Source organism: Caballeronia sp. LZ001 (assembly GCF_031450875.1).
Taxonomy (GTDB): Bacteria; Pseudomonadota; Gammaproteobacteria; order Burkholderiales; family Burkholderiaceae; genus Caballeronia.
Map to the genome: position 1 here is coordinate 4,122,306 of NZ_JARTVX010000004.1, position 23,465 is coordinate 4,145,770.

The window sequence follows — 23,465 nt, forward strand, 5'->3', positions numbered from 1 at the left end:
TGTGACGCAAGCTTCTCGTATTCGCTTTTGAAAGCCTGAATTGGTTAAGCTGCGCGACTCGGGCCTGTTGTCGGCGCTGTGCTTCGTTATGTGCGAAGCCAGCGTCGAAAATCTGAAGGCTCGTCGCCGGTGCAGAACTGGATATTTTTTACAGGGAGTAATGATGCAAGGACGTTTCAAGCAGTGGATGTTGCTGGCCGCTTTCGTGCCGACTTTCGCGATGGCTCAGTCGCTTCAGAACCAGGCGCCGAACCAGGCGGCAGCTCCGGCACCGGCCGCAGCAGCCCCGGTTGATCCGGCCAAGCAAGCCGCGATCAAGGACCTGCTCGACGCGATCGACGCGCAGAAGCTGGTCGGCGCGATCGGCAACAGCGCGCAAATGCAGTCGAAGCAACTCGTCCCGGCAATCCTGTCGGACGCGCTGTCGGAAAACAAGTCGCTGAACGACAAGCAGAAGCAAGCTGCCGTTCCGACGCTGCAAAAGAATGCAGTGCCGAAGCTGGTTGACTCGGCAGGTCAGGTGTTCGCAACTGACAGCTTCCGTCAGGACGCAATGAAAGCTCAGTACGACGCATACGCGAAGTACTACACGACCGATGAAATCAAGGACCTGACCTCGTTCTACAAGAGCACGACGGGCCGCAAGTTCATTCAGGTTCAAGACCAAGTTGGTCGCGACGTGGTCAATGGTTTGATGCAGAAGTACATGCCGCAAGCCATCAAGGCAACGCGCACGCAAGCCGACCAGGAAGTGGCAAGCGTCAAGCCGGGCAAGTAAGCACGGTGGCATAGTCTGGAAGGCTCGCGCATTGGCGGGTTTTCAGGACAGTGCGATAATGGCTGTTTGCGCGCAAGCGCAAGCAGCCATTTCTTTTTTAGGCGCGGACAACGAGCTTTTCAGCTCATCGTTTCAGGCTCCGCGTCTGTCGAACGAGACAAATCGGGATCTCCAGATGCGCGTGTTCAATTTCTCCGCCGGCCCGGCCGCCTTGCCAGAAGAAGTGTTGAAGCAAGCCGCCGATGAAATGCTCGATTGGCAAGGCAGCGGCATGAGCGTGATGGAGATGAGTCACCGCGGCGCGGAGTTCACGTCGATCCATGAAGCGGCGCTGACCGATCTGCGAGAATTGCTTAAGGTGCCGGCGTCGCATCGCATATTGTTTCTGCAGGGCGGTGGCATTGGCGAAAACGCCATCGTGCCGATGAACATGCTCGGTACGAAGAAGACCGCCGATTTCGTCGTCACCGGTTCATGGTCGACCAAGTCGTTCAAGGAAGCGCAGAAGTACTGCACGCCGCATCTCGCGGCGACTGGCAAGACCGAGCAGGGCTTCACGCGCGTGCCTGCGTTGAGCGAGTGGCAGCTTTCGGACGATCCCGCTTACGTGCATCTGTGCACGAACGAAACCATCGACGGCGTCGAGGCCTTCGAAATTCCCGATCTCGGCGACATTCCGCTCGTGGCGGACGCGTCGTCGCACATTCTTTCGCGTCCCATGGACGTCGCCAAATACGGCGTGCTCTTCGGCGGCGCGCAGAAGAACATCGGCATGGCGGGCGTGACGGTCGTGATCGTGCGCGAGGATCTGCTCGACCGCGCGCTGTCTATCTGCCCATCCGCATTTGAGTGGAAGATCGTCGCGGAGAACAATTCGATGTACAACACGCCGCCCACTTACGCGATTTACGTCGCTGGCCTCGTCTTCAAGTGGCTGAAGAAACAGGGCGGCCTGGAAGCCATGGAAGCGCGCAATCTCGAAAAGGCGACGTTGCTTTACGACACCATCGATTCCAGCGATTTCTACGTCAACAAGGTCGACCGGAACGCGCGCTCGCGCATGAACGTGCCGTTCTTCCTCGCCGACGAATCGCGCAATACCGATTTCCTGACCGGCGCCAAGGCGCGCGGTCTGTTGCAACTGAAGGGCCACAAGTCCGTCGGCGGCATGCGGGCATCGATCTACAACGCGGTGCCGGTCGAGGGCGTGAAAGCGCTCGTCGAGTACATGAAGGAATTCGAGCGGACCAGCGCGTAAGCCTCATCGCTCCTTTAACTGCCTCTGCCCCAAGCACCGCATGGACGACGATCTCAATTCAAGACTCAAACCGCTGCGTGAACGCATCGACGCGCTCGACGCGCAACTCATCGCGCTTTTGAATCAGCGCGCTTCCGTCGCGCTCGAAGTCGGCGAAGTGAAGAAGCATTTCAACGCGCCCGTGTTTCGGCCGGAGCGCGAACTGCAAGTCATCGCGCGTCTGCAGGAAATGAGCGACGGCCCGCTCGCCGACGCGCACATCGCCGCGATCTGGCGCGAGATCATGGCCGCGAGCCGCGCGCTCGAACAGACTATCCGTTCAGCGTTCCTGGGCCCGGTCGGCACGTATAGCGAACAGGCGATGTTCGAATACTTCGGTCATTCGATCGAGGGCCTCGCGTGTCCGTCCATCGACGAAGTGTTTCGCTCGGTCGAAGCGGGCGCCGCGCAATATGGCGTCGTGCCGGTCGAGAATTCGGCGGAAGGCGCGGTGTCGCGCACGCTGGACTTGCTGCTGGAAACGTCGCTCTTGATTGGCGGCGAACTCGCGCTGCCGATTCACCACAATCTTTTGACCGCGTCCGGCACGCTCGAAGGCGTGAAGCGCGTCTATGCGCATCCGCAAGCGCTCGCGCAGTGCCAGCACTGGCTGACCGCGAACGCGCCGCAGCTCGAACGGCAGGCGGTGTCGAGCAACGCGGAAGCGGCGCGTATCGCGGTGGGCGACCCGGCCGTCGCGGCCATCGCTGGCGACCGCGCGGCCACGCATTACGGCTTGGGCGTCGTTTATTCGCAGATTCAGGACGACCCGCACAACCGCACGCGCTTCGTGATAATCGGTCGCGAACCGACGGGGCCGAGCGGTCACGATCAAACTTCGCTCATCGTGACGGTGACCAATGAATCGGGCGCAATGTTCAAGCTCCTGGAGCCGCTCGCAAAGCACGGCGTTTCCATGACGCGCTTCGAATCGCGGCCCGCGCGCGCCGGCACGTGGGAGTATTACTTCTATATCGATATCGAAGGGCATCGCGACGATGCGTTCGTCGCCGCCGCGCTCGATGAACTTGGGCGCAAGGCCGCGTTTCTGAAGATTCTTGGGTCCTATCCGCGCGCGCGTTGACCCGAGTTTTCGCGGGCCGCCGCTCGATTCGGGCAGCGGCCGATTTTTCCAGCGTCGAACGGCGCGCACTTATCGATGTTCCGTGGACGCATTCTCTTTCAATAAACTGATTATTTTCGGCGTCGGCCTGATCGGCGGATCGCTTGCGCGCGCGTTGCGCGAGCGCGCGGGAATCGAAGGGCGCGTGGTCGGCGTCGGACGCTCGCTGCGCTCGGTCGAACGCGCGCTCGAACTCGGCGTGATCGACGAAGCCGTCGCGCTCGACGACGACGCGGCGCTCGCGCGCGCGTTGCACGGCGCGGATCTCGTCTTGATCGCGGCGCCCGTCGCGCAGACCGAACCGCTGCTCGCGCGCATCGCGCCCTTGCTCGAAGCGCGGACCATCGTTACGGACGCAGGCAGCACCAAGAGCGACGTCGTCGCGGCGGCGCGCGCGGCGCTCGGCGTAAAGCTTGCGCAGTTCGTGCCCGGGCATCCGATCGCCGGGCGCGAATCGAGCGGCGTCGATGCCGCCTTGCCCGACCTTTACGTGGATCGCAACGTCGTGCTTTGTCCGCTCGCCGAAAACGCGCCGGCCGATGTCGACCGCATCGCCGCGATGTGGCGCGCGACCGGCGCGGCGGTGCATCGCATGAGCGAGACGCAGCATGATCGCGTGTTCGCGTCGGTGAGCCATCTGCCGCACGTGCTCTCGTTCGCGCTCGTCGAGCAGATTTTGGAAGCGCCCGACGCCGAGCTGAAGTTTTCTTTCGCCGCGGGCGGATTTCGCGATTTCACGCGCATCGCGGCATCGAGTCCGGAAATGTGGCGCGACATCTGCGTGGCGAATCGCGCCGCGCTGCTCGCCGAACTCGACGATTACGCCGCCGTGCTCGCACGGTTTCGCGCGGCCATCGATGCGTCGGACGGCGCGGCGCTCGAAGCGGCGTTCGCGCGTTCGCGTGTCGCCAGAAAAGAATGGCAGGAACGCGGCAGCATCAAGACGTCCGGCGATCCCGCCGCGAAATAAGGAAAGACCATGGAACATCTCGATCTCGGACCCTTCTCCCGCGCGTCCGGCACGGTGCGGCTGCCCGGCTCGAAGAGCATCTCGAACCGCGTGCTTTTGCTCGCCGCGCTCGCGAGCGGCGAAACGCAGATCACGAATCTGCTCGATTCCGACGACACACGCGTGATGCTCGCCGCGCTGCAAACGCTCGGCGTTACGCTTCTAAACGACGGCGAACGCGTCATCGTGAACGGCACGGGCGGCGCGTTTCCGTCGAAGAAGGCGGAGCTGTTTCTCGGCAACGCGGGCACGGCGGTGCGGCCGCTCACGGCGGCGCTCGCGGTCAACGGCGGCGAATATCGCGTGCATGGCGTGCCGCGCATGCACGAACGGCCAATCGGCGATCTGGTCGATGGCTTGCGTCAGATCGGCGCGAAAATCGACTACGAGCTCAACGACGGCTTCCCGCCGCTCAAGATTCATGCGGCGAAAATCGCCATCGACAAACCCATCCGCGTACGCGGCGATGTATCGAGTCAGTTTCTGACCGCGCTTTTGATGAGCCTTCCGGTGATCGAGGGGCGTGACGCGCCGGTGACCATCGAAGTCGAAGGCGAGCTGATTTCGAAGCCGTACATCGACATCACCATCCGGCTGATGGAGCGTTTCGGCGTGCAGGTCGAGCGCGACGGCTGGGCGCGCTTTACCGTGCCGGCCGGCGCGGGCTACCGGTCGCCAGGCGCGATCATGGTCGAAGGCGATGCATCGTCCGCGTCGTATTTCCTAGCGGCGGGCGCGATCGGCGGCGGTCCGGTGCGCGTGGAAGGCGTGGGCCGGGCGAGCATCCAGGGCGATGTCGGTTTCGCCGACGCGCTCAATCGCATGGGCGCGAACGTGATGATGGGCGAAGACTGGATCGAAGTGCGCGGCGTCGAGTCCGACGACGGCAAACTCGCGCCCATCGACATGGACTTCAACCTGATTCCCGACGCGGCGATGACCATCGCCGTGGCCGCGCTCTTTGCCAACGGCACGACCACGCTGCGCAATATCGCTAGCTGGCGCGTGAAGGAAACGGACCGCATCGCCGCGATGGCAACCGAGTTGCGCAAGGTCGGCGCGACGGTGGAAGAGGGCGCGGATTATCTCGTCGTCACGCCACGCGCCGAACTCACGCCGAACGCCGCGATCGATACTTACGACGATCACCGCATGGCCATGTGTTTTTCGCTCGTGAGTCTGGGCGGCGTGCCGGTGCGCATCAACGATCCGAAGTGCGTGAACAAGACGTTCCCCGATTATTTCGATCGCTTTGCGACGCTCGCCCACGCCTGAAAGAGACGCTCAAGACTCAAACGCCAACGAACGCCGCAACATGAAACGCGACCATTTCGACTTCAACGAAAGCAGTAATAACGGGCCAGAAAGGCCGAGAGCAATGAAACCGACCCGTCCATTCGACCCCACACCAGTAATCACCATCGACGGGCCGACCGCTTCGGGCAAGGGCACGGTCGCGGCGCTCGTCGCGGCCACGCTCGGCTTCCACCTGCTCGACAGCGGCGCGCTTTATCGGCTAACGGCCTTGGCAAGCCTGAGCTACGACATCGACACGGACGACGCAGCCGCGCTCGCAAAGCTCATCGGCGCGCTTCACATCACCTTCCGCGAGGGCTGCGCGCAGCTCGACGGCGTGGATGTATCGAGCGAGATTCGCGCCGAGGAAGTCGGCAACCGCGCGTCGGCGATCGCCGTGCATCCGCAAGTGCGGCAGGCGCTCGTCGCGCGGCAGCGGGCGTTCCGCAAGCGTCCGGGTTTGGTCGCCGATGGCCGCGACATGGGCACCGTCATCTTTCCCGATGCCACGTTGAAAGTGTTTCTGACCGCAAGCGTCGAAGCACGCGCGACGCGCCGGCATAAGCAATTGATGCAAAAAGGTTTTTCTGCTAATATGGATGACTTGCTGCGAGATTTGCGTGAGCGCGACGCCCGGGACTCCAACCGGGCCACCGCACCGCTCAAAGCCGCGGTGGACGCGAAGACGCTGGACACCTCCGGTTTGTCGGTCGATCAGACGGTGGAACAAATCATCGGTTGGTACAGCGCGGTTCGTGTATAGCGGTTCGTTTTTAGCGAGTTGTGAAGAACAGTAGTCAGTTGTAGACGCAAGGTGCTCTTCCATGTGGCGGAGCGTGTTTCAACCCCTTAACCCCGCATCGCCTCGCGCACTTACCCGGCCATATTCCGGCTCTTCGGAAACTTCAAAGGCCATCGCGCAAAAGCCGTGCAAATATCGATTTTTATGTCCGACCTGCAAACCTCTACCCCGAATACCGAATCTTTCGCGGCTCTGTTCGAAGAGTCGCTGACCAAGCAGGACATGCGCGCCGGCGAAGTGATCTCCGCCGAAGTCGTGCGCGTCGACCACAACTTCGTGGTCGTGAACGCTGGTCTCAAGTCCGAAGCCTACATTCCGCTCGAAGAATTCCTGAACGACGCGGGCGAGGTTGAAGTGCAGGCGGGCGACTTCGTTTCCGTCGCAATCGACGCGCTGGAAAACGGCTATGGCGACACCATCCTGTCGCGCGACAAGGCGAAGCGTCTGGCTTCGTGGCTGTCGCTGGAAAAGGCCCTCGACAACAACGAACTCGTGACCGGCACGATCACGGGCAAGGTCAAGGGCGGCATGACCGTGATGGTCAACGGCATCCGCGCATTCCTGCCGGGTTCGCTGGTCGACACGCGTCCGGTCAAGGACACGACGCCGTACGAAGGCAAGACGCTCGAATTCCGCGTCATTAAGCTCGACCGCAAGCGTAACAACGTCGTGCTGTCGCGCCGCGCTGTCATCGAAGCGACGCAAGGCGAAGAGCGCGCAAAGCTGCTCGAAACGCTGAAGGAAGGCGCGATCGTGGAAGGCGTGGTCAAGAACATCACCGACTACGGCGCGTTCGTTGACCTCGGCGGTATCGACGGCCTGCTGCACATCACCGACATCGCATGGCGTCGTGTGCGTCACCCGAGCGAAGTTCTGTCGGTTGGCCAGGAAGTCACCGCCAAGATCCTCAAGTTCGACCAAGAGAAGAACCGCGTTTCGCTCGGCATCAAGCAACTGGGCGACGATCCGTGGGAAGGCATCTCGCGCCGTTACCCGTCGGGCACGCGCCTGTTCGGCAAGGTCACCAACATCACCGACTACGGCGCATTCGTCGAAGTGGAATCGGGCATCGAAGGCCTGGTTCACGTGTCGGAAATGGACTGGACGAACAAGAACGTTGCACCGTCGAAGGTCGTGCAGCTGGGCGACGAAGTCGAAGTCATGGTTCTGGAAATCGACGAAGACCGCCGCCGTATCTCGCTCGGCATGAAGCAATGCAAGCCGAATCCGTGGGATGACTTCAGCCGCAACTTCAAGAAGGGCGACAAGATCAGCGGCGCCATCAAGTCGATCACCGACTTCGGCGTGTTCATCGGTTTGCCGGGCGGCATCGACGGCCTGGTTCACCTCTCCGACTTGTCGTGGAGCGAAACCGGCGAAGAAGCCGTGCGCAAGTACAAGAAGGGCGACGAAGTCGAAGCCGTTGTTCTGGGCATCGACGTGGACAAGGAACGCATTTCGCTCGGCATCAAGCAGCTCGAAGGCGATCCGTTCAACAACTTCGTCGCGATCAACGACAAGGGCGCTATCGTCGACGGTACGGTGAAGTCGGTGGACGCGAAGGGTGCGGTTATCACCCTGACGGCGGACGTCGAAGGTTATTTGCGTGCTTCGGAAATCGCGCAAGATCGCGTGGAAGATGCTCGCAACGTGCTGAAGGAAGGCGACAAGGTCAACGCGATGATCATCAACATCGATCGCAAGTCGCGTGGCATCAACCTGTCGATCAAGGCGAAGGATTCGGCCGAACAGCAGGAAGCCATTCGTGGTCTGCAGACTTCGGACTCGAACGCCGCCGCCACCGGCACGACCAACCTCGGCGCGCTGCTCAAGGCCAAGCTTGACGGCCAGAACAGCTAAGCCTTAACGGTACTGCTGCAGTATGACCAAATCGGAATTGGTCGCCCAGTTGGCGTCGCGATTTCCGCAACTTGTCCTTAAGGATGCGGATTTCGCGGTGAAGACGATGCTCGATGCGATGTCGGAGGCTTTGGCCAACGGTCATCGTATCGAGATTCGCGGCTTCGGCAGCTTCGGGCTCAATCGCCGTCCGTCGCGCGTCGGGCGCAATCCAAAGTCGGGTGAGAAAGTGCTGGTACCGGAGAAATTCGTGCCGCACTTCAAGCCGGGCAAGGAGTTGCGTGAACGCGTGGATGGTCGTGCGGGTGAGCCGCTGAAGGAGTCGAATGACGACGATGCGGACGATCTCTGATCGGCGCCCATCGTCCCCGTGATCAACTTGATCTCAGGTTCGCGGCGTCCGGCCACGAGGCAATCGACCAGAAAAGCACCCTGCGGGGTGCTTTTTTTATTGCCGGCCCAAGTTGCGCGGCCTTAAAGCGGCACGTTACGGGTGCGGCATTTGCTCAGCCATCGCCTGCTGATCAATTTCAACGATTGGTGATAGCCCTTTCGCGCCCGATGCGTTCCAATTGAGGTCGGCGCGCCGCAGGTGCTGGCGCGCGAAGGCATCCATTACAATACCGGTCACTTTGACCTGGTTATCATCCGCGCGGGCTTGGCATCATGCCAACCACTGACACGCGCGACCGCTCCTGGAAAACCGTACATGAAATTCATCGTCTGGCTGATCCGTGTCCTGGTATTCGTGCTTCTGCTCGTGCTGGCGCTCGCGAATCGCGACCCCGTCACGCTGAACGCGCCCGGAGGATTTCAATGGCAAGCGCCGTTGATCCTGATCGGCCTTGCATTCTTCCTCGTGGGCTTGCTGGCGGGACTGGTTTCGGCTGTGCCGAAGATGCTGCGTTTGCGCATGGAAAACGGGCGCCTCAAGCGCGAGTTGCGTGTCGCACGCGAGACGCCGGTGGTGAAGGAAGAGCCGCCCATGCCGCCGCTCATCTAAAGAAATCATTCGCAACTGTCCCGGCGAGCGCCGTGAGGGTTGTTAAAAAGCAGACACCTAACCGACTCTTCGACAAAAGCGCATGGATCTAGACTTCTGGTGGCTGCTCGTCATTCCCGTTGCCTTCGCTCTCGGCTGGATGGCGTCCCGCTATGACCTGAAAACGCTGCTATCCGAAAATGCGAACCTGCCGCGCTCGTATTTTCGCGGCCTGAATTTCCTGCTCAACGAGCAACACGACAAGGCGATCGACGCGTTCATCGAGGTGGCCAAGCTCGATCCCGAAACCATCGAACTGCACTTTGCGCTCGGCAACCTTTTTCGGCGGCGCGGCGAAACCGATCGCGCGATCCGCGTGCATCAGAACCTCTTGAGCCGTGCCGATCTTCCCGTAGCCGAGCGCGATCACGCGCTCTATGAACTCGGTCAGGACTTTCTGAAGGCTGGGCTGCTCGATCGCGCCGAGGAAACTTTCCGCTCGCTCGAAGCCGGCGAATACTCGCTCGGCGCGCAACGTGCGCTTCTGACCATCTACGAAATCGAAAAAGATTGGCCGAAGTCGATCTCGACCGCCGAGCGCATCGAAAAGATGGGCGCGCCGTCGCTGCATATGGAGATCGCGCATTTCCATTGCGAGCTTGCGCAGGAGGCTTTGCAGCGCAAGAATCCGGAAGGCGCGCGCGACGAGTTGAAGCTCGCGCTGGCGTCGAATCCGGATAACGTGCGCGCAACCATTCTCTCGGGCGATGTCGAAGCCGCCGCCGGCAATGTCGAAACGGCGATCGAAAGCTGGAAGCGCGTGGAGGCGCAGAACGAAGCGTATCTGCCGCTCGTCGCCGAGAAGCTGATGAAGGCGTACAGCACGCTTGGCCGCAAGGAAGAGGGCGTCGATTTGTTGATCGATTACGCGAGCCGTTATCCATCGAACGATTTGCTCGATGTCGCGTACAAGCACGTCCAGGAGTTGCGCGGACTCGACGCGGCGCACGCGCTTGCGAGGAAGCAAATGGAAAGCGCGCCGAACCTCGCGGGCATGACGCGTCTGCTCGAAGCGCAGGAAGCGACCGCCGAGGAGCCGCGCCGCGGCGAGCTCGAACTCATGCGCACGCTCGTCAAACAGCGCACGAAGAATCTGCCGCGCTATACATGTCAGACCTGCGGCTTCCGCGCGCGTCTATTCTATTGGCAATGCCCCGGCTGCAGCGGCTGGGAAACCTACGCGCCGCGCCGCGTGGAGCCGATCACCAGTTCCGCCTGAGGGCGGACGCGCTCGAGAGCGCGAGGCGTCGTCTCCGCCACCGGCATTTCAGGAATCAGTTAAAAGCGTATGAAAATCACCATCGTCGGCACGGGTTACGTCGGTCTGGTTACCGGCGCGTGTCTCGCCGAAATCGGCAATGACGTGTTTTGCGTGGATGTCGATCCGCGCAAGATCGATATTCTCAACAACGGCGGCGTGCCGATCCACGAGCCGGGCTTGCAGGAAATGCTCCGGCGCACGCGCGCGGCGGGTCGTATTCAGTTCTCCACCGACGTGCAGGCAAGCGTCGAGCATGGCGAGATCCAGTTCATCGCGGTCGGCACGCCGCCCGACGAGGATGGTTCCGCCGACTTGCAGTACGTGCTCGCGGCGGCGCGCAATATCGGCCGCTATTCGAACGGCTTCAAGGTGATCGTCGATAAATCCACGGTGCCAGTCGGCACGGCGCTGCAGGTCAGCAACGTGGTCGAAGCCGAACTAAAGGCGCGCGGACTGGAAGGTTCGGACGAACACGGCTTCTCGGTCGTGTCGAATCCGGAGTTCCTCAAGGAAGGCGCCGCCGTGGACGACTTCATGCGGCCGGATCGCATCGTGATCGGGATCGACGACGACGAGAACGGCAAGCTTGCGCGCGAGAAGATGAAGCGGCTCTACGCGCCGTTCAACCGGAATCACGAGCGCACGCTTTACATGGACGTGCATTCCGCCGAGTTCACCAAGTACGCGGCCAACGCCATGCTGGCCACGCGCATCTCGTTCATGAACGACCTGTCGAATCTCGCGGACATGGTCGGCGCGGATATCGAAGCGGTGCGACGCGGGATCGGTTCGGACCCGCGCATCGGCTATCACTTTTTGTATGCGGGCTGCGGCTACGGCGGCTCGTGTTTCCCGAAGGATGTGCAGGCGCTCGTTCAGACCGCGCGTGAAAACGGCCATCGGCTGCGCATTCTCGAAGCGGTCGAGGAAGTCAACGACGCGCAAAAGGAAGTGCTCGTCAACAAGATCGTCAGGCGCATGGGCGAGGATCTGCGCGGGCGCACGTTCGCCGTGTGGGGGCTCGCGTTCAAGCCCAATACCGACGACATGCGCGAGGCGTCGAGCCGGCGCATCGTCGAGGCGCTGCTCTCGCGCGGCGCGACCGTGCGCGCTTACGATCCCGTCGCATTGCAGGAAGCCGAACGCGTACTCGCGCTCGATCTGGCCGAGCGGCCCGACGACATCAAGCGTCTGCACTTCGTGCGCTCGCAGCAGGAAGCGCTGACGGATGCGGATGCGCTCGTCATCGTGACCGAATGGAAGGAGTTCAAGAGCCCGGACTTCGCGCATCTGAAGAGCGCGTTGAAAATGCCGGTGATCTTCGACGGCCGCAATCTGTATGAACCGGAAGCGATGTCCGAGATGGGCATCGATTACTACGCAATAGGACGTCCTCATGTCGCTCTCGACAGTAACGGCAAGCGCAGCTGATTCCGCCGACATTCCGGTGGTGCCGCGCGCGCGCATTTCGGCGGCGCGCGTGCTCGTAGTGGGCGACGTGATGCTCGACCGCTACTGGTTCGGCGACGTGAATCGCATCTCGCCGGAAGCGCCCGTGCCTGTCGTGCACGTGCAGCGCAAGGAAGACCGCTTGGGCGGCGCGGCCAACGTCGCGCGCAATGCGGCGGCGCTCGGCGCGCAGGCTGGCCTCTTGTGTGTGGTCGGGCATGACGAACCGGGCGAGCGCATCGTCGAATTGCTGGGCGAGAGCCGGGTCGCGGGCCATCTCGAACGCGATCCCGAACTGCTGACGACCATCAAGCTGCGCGTGCTGTCGCGGCAGCAGCAACTGCTGCGTGTCGATTTCGAAAACACGCCGAATCACGAAGTGCTGGCCGCGTGCCTCGCGCGCTTCGCGGAACTGCTGCCGCAGCACGACGTCATCCTCATGTCGGACTATGCGAAGGGCGGGCTCACGCACGTCACGCAGATGATCAGCGAAGCGCGGCAAGCAGGCAAGCCGGTGCTGGTCGACCCAAAAGGCGACGACTGGGACCGCTATCGCGGCGCGACACTCATCACGCCGAATCGCGCGGAGTTGCGCGAGGTGATCGGGCAGTGGAAGTCGGAAGAAGATTTGCACGAGCGCGTGAGCAAGCTGCGCGCGGAACTCGACCTGAGCGCGCTCTTGCTCACGCGTTCGGAAGAGGGCATGACACTCTTCACCGAGAACCAGGTGCTGCACACTTCGGCCGAAGCACGCGAAGTGTATGATGTCTCGGGCGCGGGCGACACCGTCATCGCGACCGTCGCGACCATGCTCGGCGCGGGTGTGCCGCTCGTCGATTCCGTGGCTTATGCGAACCGCGCGGCGGGTATCGTGGTTGGCAAGCTCGGCACCGCGACCGTCGATTACAACGAACTCTTCGCCTGACTCTTCGGGCAACTCGGGCAACTCCATCATGACCTTTATCGTTACCGGAGCGGCTGGCTTCATCGGCAGCAATATCGTCAAGGCGCTCAACGAGCGCGGCGAGCATCGCGTGATCGCAGTGGACAACCTCACGCGTGCCGACAAGTTCAAGAATCTCGTCGATTGCGAGATAGACGATTACCTCGACAAGACCGAATTCGTCGAGCGCTTCAGGCGCGGCGACTTCGGTCAGGTGCGCGCGGTGTTTCATCAAGGCGCCTGTTCGGACACGATGGAAACCGACGGCCGCTACATGATGGAGAACAACTTCCGTTACAGCCGCGACGTGATGGATATCTGTCTCGCACAGGGCGCGCAGTTTCTCTACGCGTCCTCGGCTGCGACGTATGGCGGTTCGAGCCGCTTCGTCGAAGAGCGCGAATACGAAAAGCCGCTCAACGTCTACGGTTATTCGAAGCTGCTGTTCGACCAGATCGTGCGTCAGGTGTTGCCGAAGGCGGGCAGCCAGATCGTCGGCTTTCGCTACTTCAACGTCTACGGTCAGCGCGAAACGCATAAGGGGCGCATGGCGTCCGTGGCGTTCCACAATTTCAATCAGTTCCGCTCGGAAGGCAAGGTCAAGCTCTTCGGCGAATACAACGGTTATGCCGCAGGCGAGCAGACGCGCGATTTCGTCTCCGTCGAGGACGTGGTCAAGGTGAATCTGTACTTTCTCGATCATCCGGAGAAGTCGGGCATCTTCAATCTCGGCACGGGCCGCGCGCAGCCGTTCAACGACATCGCCTCGACGGTCGTCAACTCGTTGCGCGCACTGAATGGCGAGGCCGCGCTCTCGCTGGCGGAGCTCGTGCAGCGCGGCTTGATCGAATACGTACCGTTCCCGGATGCGCTGCGCGGCAAGTATCAATGCTTCACGCAGGCGGACCAGTCGCATCTGCGCGCGGCCGGTTACGACGCGCCGTTTCTGACGGTGCAAGAGGGTGTCGATCGCTACGTGCGTTGGCTATTCGGCCAGCTATAAAGGCAATCGAAGTCTCTCTACACTGGGTCTCGCGGTCGGCACTGTTCGCCGGCCGGTTCTTCTGGAGACTCAGTCATGTTCAAGCAAGCATTCTCAACGATCGTCGCGCTCGCGCTCACCTTTTCCATCGGTTCCGCGCTCGCGGCGGTCGATGTCAACACCGCCAACGCCGACGCCCTGCGCGGCATCAAGGGCATCGGCCCGGCCATGGCGAAAGCCATCCTCGATGAACGTCAGGCGCACGGCCCCTTCAAGGACGCGTCCGATCTCGGCTCGCGCGTGAAGGGCATGGGCGGCAAGACCGTATCGCGCCTGGAGGCCGAAGGACTGAGCATCGGCGCGGCGCCGAAAGCGGCAGCGCCCAATTCCGTGAACGCGACGCCGGTCTCGGCATCGACGGCGGCGAAGCCCGTGGTCGTCAAGAAATCAGCCGGCGGCTCTTTCCTCGCATCAAAAAAGCTCCTTCAGCCTCGGATGGTTTGGGCTCCCCGCGGTCTGTCTCGTCGCGGGGTTTTTGCATGAACGCCGATGCGCCCGGCATTCCATCCGTGCAAGAGGGGTGAAGAACATGGAAAGGACCGCTGGGCTACAATCGACGGATTCCCATACCAAATCCCCACGAAGATCGCACGCGGTGTGACCTTTTCGGCGGGATATGAATCCGGTCCGCTTATGGCTTACATGACTATCGAAGACACGATCGGCAACACGCCGCTCGTGCAACTCGTCCGCGTCGTGGACGATGAAATCCGCAGCCGCAACAACGTCGTTCTCGGCAAGCTGGAAGGCAATAACCCGGCGGGATCGGTGAAAGACCGTCCGGCACTGTCGATGATCAGGAAAGCTGAGGAACGCGGCCGCATCAAGCCCGGCGACACGCTGATCGAATCGACGAGCGGCAACACTGGTATCGCGCTTGCCATGGCTGCGGCAGTGCGCGGCTACAAGATGGTGCTGATCATGCCGGAGGACTTATCCATCGAGCGCCGGCAGAGCATGGGCGCGTATGGCGCGCAGATCATCCTCACGCCGGTCACGGGCGGCATGGAATACGCACGCGATTTGGCCGACCAGATGCAGCGCGATGGCCGCGGCATCATCCTCGATCAATTCGCCAATCCGGACAATCCGCTCGCGCACTACGAAACCACTGGGCCGGAACTGTGGAAGCAGACGGAAGGACGCATCACGCACTTCGTCTCGTCGATGGGCACCACGGGCACGATCATGGGCGTGTCGCAGTTTCTGAAAGAGAAGAACGAGCAGATCGAGATCGTCGGAGCGCAGCCGGAGGAAGGCTCGCGCATTCCGGGCATCCGCAAATGGCCGGAAGCGTATCTGCCGAAAATTTTCGATCGTAGCCGCGTGGATCGCGTCGAGAACGTGAGTCAGGCAGCGTCGGAAGCGATGGCGCGCCGGCTGGCATCGGTCGAAGGCATCTTCGCGGGCATTTCGTCGGGCGGCGCGTGCGAAGTTGCGCTGCGCGTGGCGCGTCAGGTCGAGAACGCGACCATCGTGTTCGTGGTGTGCGATCGCGGCGACCGCTATTTGTCTACAGGCGTGTTTCCCGCGTGAGTCCTTCCGCGGCTGCAATGAAAAAAACCCCGGCGCGCCGGGGTTTTTGCTTGGTGCCAAAGAAGCGCTTACTGCGCGCCTGTTGCCATGCGCGCCTTCACGGCCTCGCCAAGCTGATACACCGCGAGCGCATAAAAGAAGCTGCGGTTATAGCGCGTCAATGCATAGAAGTTCCTGAGCCCGAGCGTGTATTCGGTGGCGCGGCCCGGCGTGGGCAGATCGACAACCGTAAGCGGCGTGCCGGCTTCGGCATCGACATTAAGGCCCGGCTGGTCGATTATCATGCCCGCTTTCGTCAGTTGCGCGAGCGACCAGCGCGGCTCCGGCTGACCGTTCGCGGCCGCTTCCGCGATACCCTGACTGCCGACATCGCCCGCGATTTTCCACACCACCGGTCGCCCGGGTTCCCAACCGTTCTGCTTCAGATAATTCGCGACACTGCCGATGGCATCCGCCGGACTCGTGCGCAGATCGATACGGCTGTTGCCGTCGTAATCCACCGCATATTGCACGATGCTGCTTGGCAGAAACTGCGGAATGCCGATCGCGCCCGTGTACGAGCCGAGCACGGTGGTCGGGTCGATTTGCGCGTCGCGCGTCCAGACCAGCAGGTCTTCGAGATTCTTGCGGAAGGTCGCCTGACGGTCCACGCGATTCGGCACATTGGGGTAGTCGAACGTGAGCGTGGTCAGCGCGTCCAGCGCGCGGAAGTTGCCCATGTATTTGCCGTAGATCGTCTCCACGCCGATGATCCCGACGATCACTTCCGGCGGCACTCCGAACTGCTCGGAGGCGCGCTGCAGCGTCGCCTGATTCGCGCGCCAGAATTTCACGCCCGCGTTGATGCGCACCGGCTCGATGAAGCGCGCCTGATACGCGCGCCAGTTCTTGGCGGACGGCGTGGGCGAAGGCAGCACTAGCTTGACTGCCGTCGCCGAATAACTGACGTGATTGAAGAGGTCGTGCAGCGCGGCGGAGTCGAAATCGTAGCGCGCGACCATGTCGTTGATGAACGCATCGACATTCGGGTTGTTCGCGTAGCGCTGCGGAACGATCTCTTCCTCGAAATCCTGTCCTTGCGGCGTTGCGGTTTGCGGTTGCTGCGACTGCGCCCACGCGCTGTTGCCGCCAAACGTGGCGATCGCGCAAACGAACGAGGCGAGAAGGGCGCGCTTGAGCGAGACAGGAGAGACGAACGGGGCGAACTGAAAAGTCATAGTCTGCGTGGTTGTGCGATAAGGGGCGTAGCCGGATGTTCGAACGGTCAGACGCCTGCTGAACGGTGCAACGATCCGCAACGTTTCTCAACGGAACGCAGCGGCCGGCGACATGCCGTGCACGCATGCAAGGCTGCCTTCGGCTCGGGGCAGTATAACCGACGCATGGAGCCCGGACTGCCGTGGAGAGCGAGAAGGCGGCCGTTTCGAACGGTGTGGTAACTTAACGTCAAATGCGCGGCGCGGGATACGCGTATGACGAAAAAACACGAGACGAGAGCCGACCCCGACGGCACTGCGAGACATCATGGCCACCGGCTTTTACTCCCACCCCGACTGCCTCAAGCATGACAACGGCGAGTGGCATCCCGAATGCGCGGCGCGTTTGCAGGCGATTGAAGATCAACTGATCGCAAGCCGCATCGACATGCTCGTCGAGCGCGAGGAAGCACCGCTCGCCGGGGAAGCCGACCTAGCGCGCGTGCACACGCAGTCGCATATCGATTACATCAAGAGCCGCACGCCCGAGCATGGCAGAAGCGAACTCGACCCGGATACGTCGATGTGTCCGCAGTCGTATCGCGCGGCCTTGCGTGCGGCGGGCGCGGCGATCGCGGCGACCGATGCCGTCATCGAGGGCCGATACGAAAACGCGTTTTGCAGCGTGCGTCCGCCGGGTCATCATGCCGAGCCCGCGCGCGCGATGGGCTTTTGTCTCTTCAATAACGTGGCCATTGCGGCGCGGCACGCGCTCGAAGTGCACGGTCTGCAGCGCGTCGCCGTGATCGATTTCGACGTGCATCACGGCAACGGCACCGAAGCTGCGTTCACGGGCGACTCGCGCGTCATGATGTGCAGCTTCTTCCAGCATCCGTTCTATCCGTTCACAGGCGCGGACAATCACGCGTCGAACATGGTCAACGTGCCGCTGCCCGCGCGCACCAAGGGCATGGCAGTACGCGAAGTGGTCGACCTGATGTGGCTGCCGCGCCTCGAGGAATTCAAGCCGCAGATGCTGTTCGTCTCGGCGGGCTTCGATGCGCACCGCGAAGACGATCTCGGCAACATGGGACTCGTCGAGGACGATTACGCGTGGATCACCGAAAAGATTCGCGCGGTGGCCGAGCGTCATGCACAAGGGCGCATCGTCAGTTGTCTCGAAGGCGGCTACAACCTCTCGGCGCTCGGGCGCAGCGTCGTCGCGCATCTTCGAGCGCTGGCCGAAATCTAGCCTGTCACGGATGCGTGCGCGCATAGTCGGCGCGCACGAGCGTCCAGTCGATGAGCGCGCGAATCACGCGATCGCGGTCCAGGTCGTTGAGCGTCTCGTGATAGCTGCCGTCGACCATTTCGAGCGTGCTGTCGGTCGAGCCCGCATTGGCTTCGAATTCACGGCTGCCGGCCGGATCGCAGATGACATCCGCCGTGCCATGAAACACCAGAAGCGGCAACTTGATGAGATCGCGCTTTGCCGCGATGCGCTCCATCGCCGCGAGAATCTGCGCGCCCGTGCGAGCTGGAACCGGACCGTGATGCACGAGCGGATCGCGCCGGTTCGCCTCGACGACGCCGGGCGCGCGCGAGAGCAGCGCGGGATCGATCGAGAACGCGGGCCAGCGCGGCATCAGCGTGCCGACGATGCGGTTGAGCGTCGTCTTCCAGCGCGGCGTGCCGCTGCCAATGCGCAATGCCGGGCTCGACAAAATCAATCCAGCCAGCTTCTTCTCGCTCCCGCGCTCGGCGGCATGGAGCGCGGCAATCGCACCGCCCATGCTGTGGCCCATCAGAAAGAGCGGCGTGTCGGCGGGCGGTGTCGTGGCGCAGGCTTCGAGAAGAACTTGGGCATCGAGCAGATAGTCGGTGAAGACGCGCACCCACGCACGCTCGCCCGACGACTTGCCGTGACCTCGCAGATCGATTGCGAACAGTTCGATGCCCGCCGCGTTGAGCGCTAGCGCCAGCGCGTCGTAGCGGCCGGCGTGTTCGGCAAGGCCATGCACGAGCGCGATGCGCGCTGTCGGCTCTAGTGGAGGCTTCGGCTGCCAGCGGTGCAGAAAGAGTTCGACGCCCTGGCGTGTGGTGACGGTGCTGGTCGAGTAGACGTTGGTTGGCATGCGGTGAGCTTCGAAGTGATCGGCTGCGGCCAGGCATCAAGCAAATTCGATTCAGTAATTAAATCATCGAAATTCATTATTAAACAGAATGTTGATGCTCCGGTAAAATCCTGCGGCTGAACAGCAACGAAGTTAGAACGAGCGGCGGCTGGCTGCGCGGACGCTACAGTGTCCGCGAAAGCCTCCCGCCGTTTGTATTTTCCGGACCACGCATGAATCACGTCCTGGTCGAATGATCGAAATCCGCAATCTCTCACAGCGTTTCGCGAGCCCACGAGGCTGGGTCGAAGCGCTACACAACGTCAATCTGACGATTCCCGCCGGCGAAGTGTTCGGCATCATCGGGCGCAGCGGCGCGGGTAAGAGCACGCTGGTGCGCACCATCAACCTGCTGACGCGACCGAGCGAAGGCAGCGTCGTGGTCGATGGCCGCGATCTCATGACGCTCGGCAAGCACGACTTGCGCGCCGCGCGCCGTGACATCGGCATGATCTTTCAGCATTTCAACCTGCTGTCGTCGCGCACGGTGTTCGACAACGTCGCGCTGCCGCTCGAACTCGCGGGCAACAAGCGCGCGGAGATCGAGGCCGTGGTGTTGCCGCTGCTCGAACTCGTCGGCCTCACCACGCACAAGGACAAATATCCCGCGCAGATCAGCGGCGGGCAGAAGCAGCGCGTGGGCATCGCGCGCGCGCTTGCGAGCAAGCCGAAAGTGCTGCTCTCCGATGAAGCCACCTCCGCGCTCGATCCCGAAACCACGCGTTCCATTCTCGACCTGCTGCGCAAAATCAATCGCGAGCTCGGGCTCACGATCGTGCTTATCACGCATCAGATGGACGTCATCAAGCAAGTGTGCGATCGCGTCGCCGTGCTCGATGCCGGGCGCGTGGTCGAAGAGGGCAAGGTGGTCGATGTCTTCATGCAACCGCATCACGAAGTCACGCGCGCGCTGATCGGCGATGTCATCGCGCACGAGTTGCCGCCCGCGCTCAAGGTGCGCGTGGCCGAGCGTCTCAAGACCGGCAGCGGCCATTTGCTGCGGCTCGCGTTCACGGGCTCGGGCGTCGATCAGCCGATTCTCTCCGAGACCATCCGCCGCTACGAGCTCGACTTCAATATCCTGCATGGCCAGATCGACGAGATTCAGGGCCAGGCGTTCGGCTCGCTCGCGGTGCTCGCGGGCGGTCAGCCGGTGAAGGTCGCCGAGGCGATTACTTATTTGCGCTCGCAAGGCGTCGTGGTGGAGGAGCTTTCCCATGTTGAGTGAAATGTTCGACATGTTCGTGCAGTCGTTCTGGGAGACGCTGATCATGGTCGGCATCTCCGGGCTGATCGGCGCGGCGCTTGGGCTTCCGCTCGGCGTGCTCCTGTATCTGACGGATCGCGACGGCGTGCTGCCCAATCTCGCCGTGAATCGCGTGCTCGGCGGCTTCGTCAATGCCGTGCGCTCGACGCCGTTCATCATTCTGCTCGTCGCGGTCATTCCCTTTACGCGGCTCGTCGTGGGCTCGTCCATCGGTACGGCGGCGGCTGTCGTGCCGCTGACCATCGCGGCCGCGCCGTTCATCGCGCGGCTCGTCGAAACCGCGTTGCGCGAGGTAGATCGCGGGCTCATCGAAGCCGCTCAGGCCATGGGCGCGACCACGCGACAGATCGTCTTCAAGGTGCTGCTGCCGGAATCGTTGCCGGGCGTGGTGGCGGGGCTGACCATCACGTTCGTTTCGCTTGTCGGTTATTCGGCGATGGCCGGTGCAATCGGCGGCGGCGGGCTCGGCGACCTCGGCATCCGCTACGGTTATCAGCGCTTCTTGCCCGAAGTGATGCTCACGGTGGTCATCATCCTCATCGTGTTCGTGCAGCTCGTGCAGTCGTTCGGCGACTGGCTCGTGCGCCGTCTCAGTCACAAGTGAAGTTCGCATCAACCTCATAACGAAAGGTCAGTTCATGCAACGTCGATTCATTCTGAAGTTCGCCGCCGCGTTGTCCGCGGTCATGCTGGTCAGCGGCGTCGCGCATGCCGAAGACGCGATCAAGGTCGGTGTGACGGGCGGGCCGCACGCGCAGATCTTGGATGTCGTGAAGCAGGTCGCGGCGAAGAACGGCCTGAAGATCACGGTCATCGAATTCTCGGACTATGTGCAGCCGAACGCCGCGTTGTCCGCGGGCGACCTCGACGCGAACAGCTATCAACACTTGCCGTATCTCGATGCACAGGTGAAGGATCGCGGCTACAAGCTCATCAAGGTCGCCGACACGGTGACGTTCCCCATGGGCATCTATTCGAAGAAGATCAAGTCGCTTGGCGAGTTGCAGAACGGCGCGCGCGTTGCGGTTCCGAACGATCCTACCAACGGCGGCCGCGCATTGCTGCTGCTGCAAAAGCAAGGCTTGCTCAAGCTGCGCGCCGATGCCGGATTGAAGGCGACGCCTATCGATATCGTCGAAAATCCGAAGAAGCTGAAGATCGTCGAACTCGATGCCGCGCAGATTCCGCGCTCGCTCGCCGACGTGGACGCCGCCGCGATCAACACGAACTTCGCGATGGAAGCGGGTCTCAAGCCGAACGCGGATGCCATCGCGATCGAAGATCCGCATGGTCCGTACGCCAACATCATCGCCATTCGCGCGGTGGACAAGGACAAGCCTTGGGTCGCGAAGCTGGTGGCCGCGTATCACTCGCCGGAAGTGAAGCAGTTCATCGCCGGCAAATACTCGGGCGCGGTGATTGCCGCCTGGTAATCCAGCGAAAAGCGGACTGCGGGTTTTTTGGGATAGTGAATAGAACGGTCGTTCGATATTATTCGGCGTATGCCGATCGTGCGTCGCCTCGCCCACCCGTTTCGGCGGGGGAAGCGCACACGCAGCGCTCGTATAATGTGAGACTGGGTTGACTCAATCGATCGCCGAATCCGCAAGGAATCGGAAGAACAAGCTTCCTCCGTTAGCGCGGAGAGACCCTTTTGGAGCGTGTGGATGAAAATTCTGGTGCCAGTCAAGCGCGTGGTCGACTACAACGTGAAGGTCCGGGTGAAGTCGGACAACACGGGTGTCGATATCGCCAACGTGAAGATGTCCATGAACCCGTTCGACGAGATCGCCGTGGAAGAGGCGGTGCGTCTGAAGGAAGCGGGCGTGGCAACCGAAGTGATCGCCGTGTCGTGCGGCGTCACGCAATGCCAGGAAACGCTACGCACGGCGCTTGCAATCGGCGCGGATCGCGCCATTCTCGTCGAGTCCGCGGATGAGTTGCAGCCGCTTGCCGTCGCCAAACTGCTCAAGGCATTGGTCGATCAGGAAAAGCCCGAACTCGTCATCCTCGGCAAACAAGCAATCGACGACGACTCGAACCAGACCGGACAGATGCTCGCCGCGCTGGCAGGCTTGCCGCAAGCGACGTTTGCATCGAAGGTCGTCGTGGCCGACGGCAAAGCCACCGTGTCGCGCGAAGTCGATGGGGGCGCGGAAACGCTGTCGTTGAAGCTGCCCGCTGTCATCACCACCGACCTGCGCCTGAACGAGCCGCGTTATGTGACGCTGCCCAACATCATGAAGGCAAAGAAGAAGCCGCTGACGGTCGTGAAGCCGGCCGACCTTGGCGTGGATGTCGCGCCGCGACTGAAGACGCTGAAGGTCGTCGAGCCGCCTAAGCGCAGCGCAGGCATTACGGTGCCGGACGTGAAGACGCTGGTCGAGAAGCTCAAGACCGAAGCCAAGGTCCTGTAACGGAGACGCACGAAATGACGATTCTGGTAATTGCGGAACACGACAACGCGTCCATCAAGGCCGCGACGTTGAACACGGTAGCGGCGGCATCGAAAATCGGCGGCGATATCCACGTGCTGGTCGCGGGTGCGAACGCGCAGGGCGCGGCCGATGCGGCAGCCAAGATCGCAGGCGTTTCGAAAGTGCTGCTTGCGGATGCGCCTCAACTCGCCGAAGGTCTGGCCGAGAATGTCGAGGGCACGGTGCTGAATATCGCGAAGGACTATTCGCACATCCTCGCGCCTGCTACTGCCTACGGCAAGAACATCGCCCCGCGTATCGCAGCGCATCTGGATGTCGCACAGATCAGCGACATCACCGCCGTCGACAGCGCCGATACCTTCGAGCGTCCGATCTACGCGGGCAACGCCATCGCGACGGTGCAATCGAGCGATCCGATCAAGGTCATCACGGTGCGTGCAACGGGCTTCGATCCGGTGGCTGTGGAAGGCGGCAGTGCATCGATCGAGAAGATCGAAGCGGCAGCCGACGCTGGCATCTCGTCATTCGTCAGCCGCGAAGTCACGAAGCTGGATCGGCCGGAACTGACTTCGGCTTCGATCATCGTGTCGGGTGGACGTGGTCTCGGCAGCGGCGAGAACTACACGAAGGTGCTCGAACCGTTGGCCGACAAGCTTGGCGCGGCAATGGGCGCATCACGCGCGGCGGTGGATGCCGGTTACGTGCCGAACGACTATCAAGTGGGTCAGACGGGCAAGATCGTCGCGCCGCAGTTGTACGTGGCCGTTGGTATTTCGGGCGCCATTCAGCATCTGGCCGGGATGAAGGACAGTAAGGTCATCGTCGCCATCAACAAAGATCCGGAAGCGCCTATTTTCAGCGTCGCGGATTACGGCGTCGTCGGCGACCTGTTTTCGCTCGTGCCGGAACTGGTGAAGGAAATCGGCTGAGCGCGCGTCGCTCGCCGACTTAG

General features: G+C 62.0%; 23 protein-coding genes and 1 pseudogene. 21 read left to right on the forward strand and 3 right to left on the reverse strand.

What is annotated here, in order from left to right; all coding sequences use genetic code 11:
- Window positions 1-163: 163 nt before the first annotated feature.
- From P9292_RS30265 to P9292_RS30300, 8 genes are all read left to right on the forward strand, one after another.
- Window positions 164-778, forward strand: a complete 615-nt coding sequence (locus P9292_RS30265; RefSeq protein WP_244828095.1) for a DUF2059 domain-containing protein — start codon at window positions 164-166, stop codon at window positions 776-778.
- Window positions 779-953: 175 nt separating this feature from the next.
- Window positions 954-2,036 carry a 3-phosphoserine/phosphohydroxythreonine transaminase gene (serC, locus tag P9292_RS30270; protein WP_309844035.1) on the forward strand — a complete coding sequence of 361 codons (1,083 nt, stop codon included), beginning with the start codon at window positions 954-956 and terminating at the stop codon, window positions 2,034-2,036.
- 40 nt (window positions 2,037-2,076) lie between these two features.
- Entirely contained in the window at window positions 2,077-3,159 is a 1,083-nt protein-coding gene (gene pheA / locus P9292_RS30275; protein ID WP_244825924.1) for a prephenate dehydratase, read from the forward strand.
- 82 nt (window positions 3,160-3,241) lie between these two features.
- Complete coding sequence (locus P9292_RS30280; RefSeq protein WP_309962676.1) at window positions 3,242-4,168, forward strand: prephenate dehydrogenase/arogenate dehydrogenase family protein; 927 nt, start codon at window positions 3,242-3,244, stop codon at window positions 4,166-4,168.
- 9 nt (window positions 4,169-4,177) lie between these two features.
- Window positions 4,178-5,482: a 3-phosphoshikimate 1-carboxyvinyltransferase gene (gene aroA / locus P9292_RS30285; protein ID WP_309962679.1), complete on the forward strand. Its 1,305-nt coding sequence runs from the start codon at window positions 4,178-4,180 to the stop codon at window positions 5,480-5,482.
- 103 nt (window positions 5,483-5,585) lie between these two features.
- Window positions 5,586-6,266, forward strand: a complete 681-nt coding sequence (cmk, locus tag P9292_RS30290) for a (d)CMP kinase (RefSeq protein WP_309962681.1) — start codon at window positions 5,586-5,588, stop codon at window positions 6,264-6,266.
- A 165-nt stretch (window positions 6,267-6,431) separates the two neighbouring features.
- Window positions 6,432-8,165, forward strand: a complete 1,734-nt coding sequence (gene rpsA, locus P9292_RS30295) for a 30S ribosomal protein S1 (protein WP_244825917.1) — start codon at window positions 6,432-6,434, stop codon at window positions 8,163-8,165.
- A gap of 22 nt (window positions 8,166-8,187) precedes the next feature.
- Window positions 8,188-8,517, forward strand: coding sequence for an integration host factor subunit beta (locus P9292_RS30300; protein WP_244825916.1), 330 nt, complete (start codon window positions 8,188-8,190; stop codon window positions 8,515-8,517).
- A 135-nt stretch (window positions 8,518-8,652) separates the two neighbouring features.
- On the opposite strand, the gene P9292_RS30305 is transcribed toward P9292_RS30300, so the two are convergent.
- Window positions 8,653-8,796, reverse strand: coding sequence for a hypothetical protein (locus P9292_RS30305; protein WP_250526113.1), 144 nt, complete (start codon window positions 8,794-8,796; stop codon window positions 8,653-8,655).
- Between the two features lie 78 nt (window positions 8,797-8,874).
- Between P9292_RS30305 and P9292_RS30310 the strand changes: the two genes are divergently transcribed.
- From P9292_RS30310 to cysM, 7 genes and pseudogenes are all read left to right on the forward strand, one after another.
- On the forward strand, window positions 8,875-9,168 hold the full coding sequence (locus P9292_RS30310) for a lipopolysaccharide assembly LapA domain-containing protein (RefSeq protein WP_244825914.1): 294 nt from the start codon (window positions 8,875-8,877) through the stop codon (window positions 9,166-9,168).
- 82 nt (window positions 9,169-9,250) lie between these two features.
- Entirely contained in the window at window positions 9,251-10,426 is a 1,176-nt protein-coding gene (lapB, locus tag P9292_RS30315) for a lipopolysaccharide assembly protein LapB (RefSeq protein WP_309962684.1), read from the forward strand.
- A gap of 69 nt (window positions 10,427-10,495) precedes the next feature.
- Window positions 10,496-11,899: a UDP-glucose/GDP-mannose dehydrogenase family protein gene (locus P9292_RS30320; RefSeq protein WP_250509354.1), complete on the forward strand. Its 1,404-nt coding sequence runs from the start codon at window positions 10,496-10,498 to the stop codon at window positions 11,897-11,899.
- Entirely contained in the window at window positions 11,865-12,842 is a 978-nt protein-coding gene (rfaE1, locus tag P9292_RS30325) for a D-glycero-beta-D-manno-heptose-7-phosphate kinase (RefSeq protein WP_244825909.1), read from the forward strand. The genes P9292_RS30320 and rfaE1 overlap by 35 nt, the downstream gene beginning before the upstream one ends.
- A 28-nt stretch (window positions 12,843-12,870) precedes the next feature.
- The gene (gene rfaD, locus P9292_RS30330) at window positions 12,871-13,863 is read left to right on the forward strand and encodes an ADP-glyceromanno-heptose 6-epimerase (protein WP_309844029.1); all 993 of its coding nucleotides are present in this window, start codon (window positions 12,871-12,873) and stop codon (window positions 13,861-13,863) included.
- Window positions 13,864-13,938: 75 nt separating this feature from the next.
- Window positions 13,939-14,295 (forward strand): annotated as a pseudogene (locus P9292_RS30335) (ComEA family DNA-binding protein); the annotation flags it as partial.
- A gap of 240 nt (window positions 14,296-14,535) precedes the next feature.
- On the forward strand, window positions 14,536-15,438 hold the full coding sequence (gene cysM / locus P9292_RS30340) for a cysteine synthase CysM (RefSeq protein WP_250465316.1): 903 nt from the start codon (window positions 14,536-14,538) through the stop codon (window positions 15,436-15,438).
- Between the two features lie 68 nt (window positions 15,439-15,506).
- Here cysM and mltB read toward each other — a convergent pair whose 3' ends face one another.
- Complete coding sequence (gene mltB / locus P9292_RS30345) at window positions 15,507-16,655, reverse strand: lytic murein transglycosylase B (protein ID WP_244825905.1); 1,149 nt, start codon at window positions 16,653-16,655, stop codon at window positions 15,507-15,509.
- Between the two features lie 307 nt (window positions 16,656-16,962).
- Here mltB and P9292_RS30350 point away from each other — a divergent pair, with 307 nt between their 5' ends.
- Complete coding sequence (locus P9292_RS30350) at window positions 16,963-17,886, forward strand: histone deacetylase family protein (protein WP_309962688.1); 924 nt, start codon at window positions 16,963-16,965, stop codon at window positions 17,884-17,886.
- A gap of 4 nt (window positions 17,887-17,890) precedes the next feature.
- Here the strand turns inward: P9292_RS30350 and P9292_RS30355 are convergent, their stop codons facing one another.
- On the reverse strand, window positions 17,891-18,769 hold the full coding sequence (locus P9292_RS30355; protein ID WP_309844020.1) for an alpha/beta hydrolase: 879 nt from the start codon (window positions 18,767-18,769) through the stop codon (window positions 17,891-17,893).
- A gap of 232 nt (window positions 18,770-19,001) precedes the next feature.
- Here P9292_RS30355 and P9292_RS30360 point away from each other — a divergent pair, with 232 nt between their 5' ends.
- From P9292_RS30360 to P9292_RS30380, 5 genes are all read left to right on the forward strand, one after another.
- Window positions 19,002-20,036 (forward strand): methionine ABC transporter ATP-binding protein, encoded by a 1,035-nt coding sequence (locus P9292_RS30360; protein WP_250465313.1) that lies wholly within the window; start codon window positions 19,002-19,004, stop codon window positions 20,034-20,036.
- Window positions 20,026-20,679, forward strand: coding sequence for a methionine ABC transporter permease (locus P9292_RS30365; RefSeq protein WP_309962690.1), 654 nt, complete (start codon window positions 20,026-20,028; stop codon window positions 20,677-20,679). The genes P9292_RS30360 and P9292_RS30365 overlap by 11 nt, the downstream gene beginning before the upstream one ends.
- Window positions 20,680-20,713: 34 nt before the next feature.
- Window positions 20,714-21,508: a MetQ/NlpA family ABC transporter substrate-binding protein gene (locus P9292_RS30370; protein WP_250526108.1), complete on the forward strand. Its 795-nt coding sequence runs from the start codon at window positions 20,714-20,716 to the stop codon at window positions 21,506-21,508.
- A gap of 234 nt (window positions 21,509-21,742) precedes the next feature.
- Window positions 21,743-22,492 (forward strand): electron transfer flavoprotein subunit beta/FixA family protein, encoded by a 750-nt coding sequence (locus tag P9292_RS30375; protein WP_309962693.1) that lies wholly within the window; start codon window positions 21,743-21,745, stop codon window positions 22,490-22,492.
- A 14-nt stretch (window positions 22,493-22,506) separates the two neighbouring features.
- On the forward strand, window positions 22,507-23,442 hold the full coding sequence (locus P9292_RS30380) for an FAD-binding protein (RefSeq protein WP_309962695.1): 936 nt from the start codon (window positions 22,507-22,509) through the stop codon (window positions 23,440-23,442).
- Window positions 23,443-23,465: the final 23 nt, after the last annotated feature.